General features: G+C 51.5%; 5 protein-coding genes and 3 pseudogenes. 3 read left to right on the forward strand and 5 right to left on the reverse strand.

The window, feature by feature from the left end; genetic code table 11:
* Nucleotides 1–37 precede the first annotated feature (37 nt).
* Nucleotides 38–1,432, reverse strand: a complete 1,395-nt coding sequence (gene pheP, locus ACLJRU_RS14465; RefSeq protein ID WP_000786288.1) for a phenylalanine transporter — start codon at nucleotides 1,430–1,432, stop codon at nucleotides 38–40.
* Between the two features lie 325 nt (nucleotides 1,433–1,757).
* Here pheP and ACLJRU_RS14470 point away from each other — a divergent pair.
* Nucleotides 1,758–2,933, forward strand: a pseudogene (locus tag ACLJRU_RS14470) (DNA repair protein).
* 78 nt (nucleotides 2,934–3,011) lie between these two features.
* Here ACLJRU_RS14470 and rclC read toward each other — a convergent pair.
* The 3 genes from rclC to rclA form a co-directional block, all read right to left on the reverse strand.
* Nucleotides 3,012–3,572, reverse strand: coding sequence for a reactive chlorine resistance membrane protein RclC (gene rclC / locus ACLJRU_RS14475; protein WP_000362177.1), 561 nt, complete (start codon nucleotides 3,570–3,572; stop codon nucleotides 3,012–3,014).
* A 12-nt stretch (nucleotides 3,573–3,584) separates the two neighbouring features.
* Nucleotides 3,585–3,821: a reactive chlorine resistance periplasmic protein RclB gene (gene rclB, locus ACLJRU_RS14480; RefSeq protein WP_000922173.1), complete on the reverse strand. Its 237-nt coding sequence runs from the start codon at nucleotides 3,819–3,821 to the stop codon at nucleotides 3,585–3,587.
* 156 nt (nucleotides 3,822–3,977) lie between these two features.
* A complete protein-coding gene (rclA, locus tag ACLJRU_RS14485) occupies nucleotides 3,978–5,303 on the reverse strand; it encodes a reactive chlorine resistance oxidoreductase RclA (RefSeq protein ID WP_023234716.1) in 1,326 nt (441 codons plus the stop codon).
* A gap of 215 nt (nucleotides 5,304–5,518) precedes the next feature.
* On the opposite strand from rclA, the gene rclR reads away from it, so the two are divergent.
* Complete coding sequence (gene rclR, locus ACLJRU_RS14490; protein WP_001539390.1) at nucleotides 5,519–6,373, forward strand: reactive chlorine-specific transcriptional regulator RclR; 855 nt, start codon at nucleotides 5,519–5,521, stop codon at nucleotides 6,371–6,373.
* Nucleotides 6,374–6,390: 17 nt separating this feature from the next.
* Here the strand turns inward: rclR and ACLJRU_RS14495 are convergent.
* Nucleotides 6,391–6,615, reverse strand: a pseudogene (locus ACLJRU_RS14495) (efflux RND transporter permease subunit); the annotation flags it as partial.
* A 3-nt stretch (nucleotides 6,616–6,618) separates the two neighbouring features.
* Here ACLJRU_RS14495 and ACLJRU_RS14500 point away from each other — a divergent pair.
* Nucleotides 6,619–6,993, forward strand: a pseudogene (locus tag ACLJRU_RS14500) (ATP-binding protein); the annotation flags it as partial.
* Nucleotides 6,994–7,875 lie beyond the last annotated feature (882 nt).

Below are 7,875 nucleotides of genomic sequence, written 5' to 3' on the forward strand. Positions count from 1 at the left end.
TTGCCCGATCGCATGAGCATGGGATCGGGCAAAAAAGTTAATGAGCCTTACGGCGCAAAACTGTAAACGCGATAAACAGGAATACAATCCATACCGGCAGCAAAATCGCCGACAATCGCATATCGTCCATCGTACACATTAACACCAGAATCAGCGCCAGAAACGCAATGCACAAATAGTTTCCGGCGGGATAGAACAGCGCCTTAAATTGCGTCTCGCGCCCTTTACGACGCATCGCCGCGCGAAAACGTAAATGCGCGAGACAGATCATTATCCAGTTTAGCAATAGCGTCGCGACAACCAGCGCCATCAACAGGCTAAACGCTTTTTGCGGCAACAGATAGTTGATCAGCACCACCAGCGAGGTAATCGCTCCGGAAAGTATCAGCGAGTTCACCGGTACGCCGCGATGGCTGACGCGGGTTAAAAATTTCGGCGCATTGCCTTGTACGGACAGGCCGAACAGCATTCGGCTATTCGAATAAACGCCGCTGTTATACACCGAAAGCGACGCGACCAGAATAACGAAATTCAGCGCCGAAGCCACCACATTACTGTCCAGATTATGGAAGATCATCACAAAAGGGCTGCTATTGGATTTCACCTCTACCCACGGATAGAGCGCCAGCAACACCACCAGCGAACCGATGTAGAACAGCAAAATACGGTATACCACCTGATTCACCGCTTTCGGGATGCTTTTTTGCGGATCGCGCGCTTCCGCCGCAGTAATGCCGATCAGCTCCAGTCCGCCAAAAGAAAACATAATCACCGCCAGCGACAGAAGCAAACCATGCCAACCGGTAGCGAAGAAACCGTTATAACGCCAGAGGTTATCAATGCTGGCATGTTCGCCGCCGTGGCCGGAGAACAGCAGCCACAGACCAAAACCTATCATGCCGATAATCGCCAGCACTTTAATCAGCGCGAACCAGAATTCCGTTTCGCCATACAGACGAACGTTCACCAGATTCACGGCATTAATGATAATAAAAAACGCCGCCGCCCATACCCATGTTGGTACGTCAGGCAGCCAGTACTGCATATAGATGCCCGCCGCGGTCAACTCCGCCATCCCGACCAGCACAAACATGACCCAATAGTTCCAGCCCGACAAAAAGCCCGCAAACGGCCCCCAATATTTCCAGGCGAAGTGGGCAAACGATCCGGAAACCGGCTCTTCCACGACCATTTCACCCAACTGGCGCATAATGAGAAAAGCGATAATCCCGGCAACGCCATAGCCCAACAAAACAGCCGGCCCCGCCATTTGAATCGCCGGGCCGATGCCCAGAAACAGTCCGGTGCCAATGGCGCCGCCCAGCGCAATTAGCTGAATATGGCGGTTTTGCAACCCCCGCTGAAGCGTCGGTTCATTCTTCGACGCGGCATCCGACACGCTGGCGCCGGATGCAGTTGACGCGTTTTTCACGTCCTACCCCTGTATCGTTTTTATTGAGGGGCACCTTTTAACATTTCGCTCTCGCTGCCGCAAGGCGCAATCGTTTGTCAAGGCTCAACTCCGGACGTTAACGTTATCGTGTAAAAAAAGATGTCGCGGGGAGTAAAAAGAAAAGAGTGCGCGCCGATATAGAACGTTACGGGTGACAGACGCCGAGTATAAAATATGTGAATAACTCTGGACGAAAAGTACGACACCCTACAGAATATATTTAGTATTTTTTCAGTATTTTCAAAAAGGTGAATCAGACCTGGTATCTGTTATCCGTTTTTGAGCCACGCCAGGCATCAACGTCATGAATAAGATCATCAAACGTTTAGAGATCATCAAAAGCGCCATCGAACTTGAGGACGAAGAGATTATCCGTCAGCAGCTCATCTACCTGAAAAATGAGCCGCAGGATGCCGTAATCAGCGCGATTGCCCAGGCGATTGAAGCTCGTCGATTCAGTGACGCCATGCAAGAGATCGCCGCCTGGCTACAGGCTCAACGGGCGCTCTCGACGTGGCAAGATCCCTCTATTGCCGCCAGTAAGCTGGAGCTGAAAGCGCTTGAAGCCCAACTTCGCGATCTGATTGACAAACGAAATGCGCGGGTACAAATCCTCGACGATTTCAACGACCTCTATCATCTGCGTCTCGGGCCGTTGATGAGCCGTATTCTGGAGTTGCGTAAACAGCTCGCGGTGAGTATGCAGCGTAAGCAAGAAGCCGAAATAAAACGCCGGGAAAAGGATTATCAATCCTGCCTGCAATTTATTTCCCAGGCCGTGGATCAACTGGCAACGCTAAAACAGCAGTGGACAGGATTGAATGCCGCCTCGCGCGAAGCGGTGGGCATCCGTCAGCGAATCCAGCAGCAGACGGAGTTAATCACCGCGTTGCTGGCGGAAATTCGCGAGCTGGAAGCAGATTTTTCCCATCAGGACGACAGCGCATTCCGCCAGGCGCAGGAAAATGCGGAACAGGACTATCACCAGTACCGGGAGCAGCAGCAGGAAGCGCAATTCCGCTACGCCCGCGATCAACGTTTGTCGGCTGACGAACGCAATGAATTAAAACGTTTGTGGCGTCAGGCCAGCCGCCTGTGTCACCCGGATGTGGTCGCCGATGAATTGAAAGAAAAAGCGCACCAGATGATGGTACAGCTTAATCAGGCGCGGCAGAATGCCGATCTGGCGGCAATTCGCGCGTTATTGACGCAGCTGCAAAGCGGCCTGGAACCGATGATGGCAAGCGACAGGCTAAATAATCTGGAACATCTGCGCCATAAAATACGCCAGCTCCGCACGCAAATCGACGCGCTGTTGAAAGAGATAACGCAACTGGAAACGGAAAACGCCTAGCGGCTCGCCTCTTCCGTTGCGGATAAGGAAGCCTATTTCTCCGAGCAGGAACGGGCGCTAACCGAAATTCGCAATACGCTGGAGGCGCAGGTTCAACAGGTGGAACAGGAACTTCTGTCAGGGTAGTCCATCATTCATCAACACATTGTCGGATGGCGCAAGCGCCACCCGACGAATCGCGGCATAAAGAGGGTAAGAGGGTCGCTACTGTCGCTGTAAAAGTAACGAACGGGCGGAGTCCGCCATGATCATCACCGCACCTGCCAGCATTAACGTATCTTTTAATACCAGCCGCCCGGCGCCCGATAAATACGGAAAACCATAATGCGCATCGCCCAGCGGCATAACCCAGGCCTCCGGCGTGGTGATTAAAAACGACAGCGTGACAAATGGCGTCAGGAATGCCAGCACGCCGCCTGCCAGCCCTAACCAGCGGCTGACAGGGTTAGCCAGTACCAGCGCCGCGATAATCAATTCCACCACGCCCAGACCATCCGAAAACGCATACGTATTATTGGCGGTTTGCCAGGCGCGTTCCTCCGGTTTTAGTTCGCCCTCATGAGTCAGATGCTGACGATATTCTTCCGGATGTTCATAGAAAAAAGACATAAACGGACTGTTCGCTACAAACGGGGTAATACTGTCTGCCTCATAGGGCACAAATTTTAGTAGTCCAATCCAGATAAAAACGATGGCGATACTCAAGCGAATTAATGTTAATCCCAGCCGATCGCCCTGACTTAACAGACGAAGATATTTATCCATCTCAGACTCTCCTTATTTATATAATATCGCAGTGGCGTAACCCGTATTATCAATACGCATGGACGTAATTTTCCATGACGACGCCTGTTTACTTTGCGCCAGTCTGGCAATAGCGTCTTCAAGCATTGACGGCGTTGCTGACACCGCAGAAACGCTGATATATTCAACGTCGGTTAGCGGCTGGGCGGAGACGGAAAACGCCAGCGGCGCAGCCAATAATGAAGCAATAAGTGTGGTAACTTTTAACATCGAGATTTCCAGTCGTGGGTTATTTCAATGGTGTTATAATACGTTACGCCTGACTAAAGCCTTTTCTTTCAGACGCCAGCATATTTGTCCTGGCGTATTTTTATAGCCTGACAGGCAAAAAAAAGCCCTGCTTAACAGGGCTACGTTATTTATGTTTTACTTAATGAGAGAGAAGAGATCGTTTAAAGACTCACTCATTGTAGGATGGGTAAATATCTGGTCGCGTAACACCGTATAAGGTAAATCTGCATCCATAACGGTTTTAACGATATTAATCATTTCATGAGAATCGACGCATAACAATGACACCCCTACAATACGCTGCGTATTCACGTCCACTACCGCTTTTAGTACGCCACGGGTATCGTTCATAACACGGGCGCGAGGGATCGCCGCCACCGGTAATGTCACCACCTGCACCGTTGCGCCGCTTGCCCGCGCTTGTTCTTCTGTCAGCCCGACACGAGAGAGCGGCGGCGTCATAAAGACGGAATACGGGACGTTCTGGCGATCGCGGGTACTGCGTTTGCCATCTCCCAATAACCCGTCGCGTACAATACGAAAATCATCCAGTGAAATATAGGTAAACTGCAACCCACCGGTAACGTCGCCCATCGCCCAGATATTGTCCGCCGTGGTACGCAGGTAATCATCCACGATGATCCCGCCGCGTTCGTTCACCGCCACACCGGCGTTCTGCAACTGTAAGCCAGCCGTCGCCGGTTTTCGCCCCGACGCCACCAGCAGGGCATCCACAAGATGCGCGCCTTCCGGCGTTTCTACTTGTACCGCGCCCTCCTTTGAGGATACGGCCTGTACGTTGGCGTTTAAAATCAGCTCGACGCCCTTTTCCTGTAAAATACGGGTAATTGCCTGCGCGATATCCCGATCTTCACGAGGCAGGAATTGCGGCGCTGCTTCAAAGATAGTGACCTTCGTACCAAAGTTGGCGAACATTGAGGCAAATTCAAGGCCAATATAACCACCGCCTAAAATCCCCAGCCGCGCCGGACGCTGGCTCAGGCTGAGTAGCCCGGTGCTATCGAACCCCCCTGCCGTCGTTGTTAAGCCCGTAATAGCCGGGATCACCGACTCTGCGCCAGTATTAATAAAGATCTTTTCTCCCCGTAACACCCGCTCGCCGTCCGCCTGAAATACCCGTAAGGTATGGTTATCAATAAACTCCGCCCTTCCCTCAATCACATCGACATTGTCCAGGTCGGCAAGATTATGAAAATTTTTGTCGCGTAAAAAATTTACGACCGCCGCTTTACGTTGCATGGCGACAGAAAAATCGCCCTCACGTTCCGCATCATGCACCAGCGTTTTCGTTGGAATACAGCCAATGTTGATGCAGGTTCCGCCGAACATACTGGCGGACTGTTCGATAATCGCCACGCGCCATCCCGTCTTCGCCAGAGTTGCCGCCAACGTTTTTCCTGCCTTGCCAAAACCAATAATGAGCGCCTGATACTGTGTCATCTTCTTTCTCCGCCAAATCACCATCTGTTTGTCAGGACAAGTATAAATAACGTCAAAAAGGACAGAGTTATCCGCAACGCGTCATTTTTTGTCTTATCGTCTAAATTGGCGGTTAGCAAAAACAAGAGTAGAAATGACATTGAGTCCGAAATATAGTGAACAGAGACAGAAATGGTGATCCCTATTTTTGAAAATAAATCTGTTCTGGAGTCTATATGGATGCGCTTAGTCGGCTATTGACGCTTAACGCCCCTCAGGGCTCAATCGACAAGAATTGCCCGTTAGGCGGCGACTGGCAGTTGCCGCACGCCGCTGGCGAGCTATCGGTGATTCGCTGGCATACCGTTACGCAGGGCGAAGCGCAACTGGAAATGCCTACCGGCGACGCCATGACGCTTACGCCGGGAAAGGTGGTGATTCTGCCGCAAAACTCCGCCCACCGTTTGCGTCAGTCTGGCGAAGCACCGACACATATCGTCTGCGGTAGTCTACGTCTGCACACGACGTCACGTTATTTCCTTACCGCGTTGCCGGAAGTGTTATGTCTTGCCCCGCCGCCGCATAGCCCCGCCAGTATCTGGCTTAACGCCGCCATTTTGCTGTTACAGCAGGAGTCAGAACACCATTTACCCGGCGCTGATGTCTTATACAGTCAGCAGTGCGCCACGCTGTTTACCCTCGCCGTTCGCGACTGGCTATCGCAGGCTGGCACGGCGAAAAGCGTGCTCAATTTATTGCTGCATCCCCGGCTGGGCCGCGTGATCCTTCACATGCTGGAAACACCGGCGCATCCCTGGACGGTCGAAACGCTGGCGCAACGGGTACACATGTCGCGGGCGAGCTTCGCCCAGCTATTTCGCGACGTGTCCGCTACGACGCCCTTAGCCGTGTTAACAACGCTGCGCCTGCAAATCGCCGCCCAGACCCTGTCGCGTGAAGCGCTGCCGGTGATGGTGATTGCCGAGTCGGTAGGTTATGCGAGCGAATCTTCTTTTCACAAAGCTTTTGTCCGTGAATTCGGTTGTACACCAGGCGAGTACCGCAAACGGGCCAACGCGCTCGGACGATAAACGTGTGCCGCAAGGCGACGATGCCTGCGCAGCCACATCAGCTTGTAGGCTGCCGGAATGATGAACAGCGACAGCAACGGCGCGGTAATACGGCTCATCACCTCAGAACCCGCGCCGGTCCCCCATAAAACAGGTAGCAGACCGGCGATAATCACCGCTACCGTCATGGCTTTTGGCCGCACCCGGAGCACCGCCCCGTGGTAGAGCGCCTCATTGAGTGTTTCTGCCGAAAAGGTGTTGGGAGCTTGCGCTTTGAAGGCCGCGCCTGCTGAATCACCGGCGATCCCATCATGCTGCGCAGAGCGATCAGTAATTTACTCTCTAATGCGATGCGCTATACGCCGCCAGGTAAAACCATTACTCTTCGGATAAAAGAAGCGGACGACCAGATACATATTATTGTTGAAAACCCCGGTATGCCAATCGCGCCGGAACATTTGCCGCGCCTTTTCGATCGTTTTTATCGGGTTGATCCCTCCCGCCAGCGTAAAGGGGAAGGCAGCGGTATAGGCCTGGCAATTGTAAAATCCATCGTCATTGCGCATCAGGGAAAAGTTTCTGTCACCTCCGATACGCGCGCTACTCGTTTTATTTTGACATTACCCAAACACCTCCGTTGAACTGTAGCGATAGTGAAAGGCGCTATCACTAGCCAGCAAAATAATCTGATATAATCGTCATTATCCTGTCACGCGCCAGCCCCAACGACTGTTTTATTATTTCTCTTATTAACCCACACCGGAGAAATAAGATGAATAAGTTTACATCCCTTTTAGCTGTCGTTTTTTTATTTCAGCTGGCGTAAAAGCCGCAGAGAAAATGGAATCTCGCCAATTATCCGCCACGGCGCATGAGATGATGAATAACGGTGACGCCTTCGCGCACCAGCAAATGGCTTAGACACAGAAAACCAGCGCCCCGACTCCTGCGGAAAATGCGACACCCTTTTCTGAAATGGACGACTATGAAAAAGCAATGGTCATCCATCAATCGATGAATAATGCCCATTCTTTCGCCCATGAGATCCAGGCTGAGGAGCACCATAAACAGATTAAACACAATTAGTTATTTGCATATTAGCGTCACGTACTGCGGATGGCACAACGTCGCCCCCGCAGAAGCTTACGGATTAACATAATTTTGAGAGGTTAAATGGCGCGCCCTGCAGGATTCGAACCTGCGACCCACGGCTTAGATGTTCCTGGAACTACCTGAGCTAACAACAAGTTATCCCATTACCACGGCGCTCACTCGCCCCATCTTCGAAAAACATGCAAAGCTTTGCAAGCCGATGCAAAGCTTTGTGTGTACCGTTTTTGTCCCAACCCACTCAGCAATCAGTAGCCTCAATTGATCGGTAACAACGATCAATTAATAATATAACAATAAGTTTAAACTATCAAATATCACATTATTGATCGTTTATATCGATCAAAGCAATTTGTAGTGCTACACTCCAGACCTTTCCGAATCCGCTGATTTTCATAATGTTGAAGTTATTC

Origin of the sequence: Salmonella sp. SAL00653, from assembly GCF_046552515.1 — a bacterium.
In the GTDB taxonomy this organism is placed as follows: domain Bacteria; phylum Pseudomonadota; class Gammaproteobacteria; order Enterobacterales; family Enterobacteriaceae; genus Salmonella; species Salmonella enterica.

Excerpts from the sequence above, each read along its gene's own strand:
- rclC (WP_000362177.1), bottom strand. The coding sequence starts at position 3,572 with ATGGATAAATATCTTCGTCTGTTAAGTCAGGGCGATCGGCTGGGATTA.
- rclB (WP_000922173.1), bottom strand. The coding sequence starts at position 3,821 with ATGTTAAAAGTTACCACACTTATTGCTTCATTATTGGCTGCGCCGCTG.
- rclA (WP_023234716.1), bottom strand. The coding sequence starts at position 5,303 with ATGACACAGTATCAGGCGCTCATTATTGGTTTTGGCAAGGCAGGAAAA.
- rclR (WP_001539390.1), top strand. The coding sequence starts at position 5,519 with ATGGATGCGCTTAGTCGGCTATTGACGCTTAACGCCCCTCAGGGCTCA.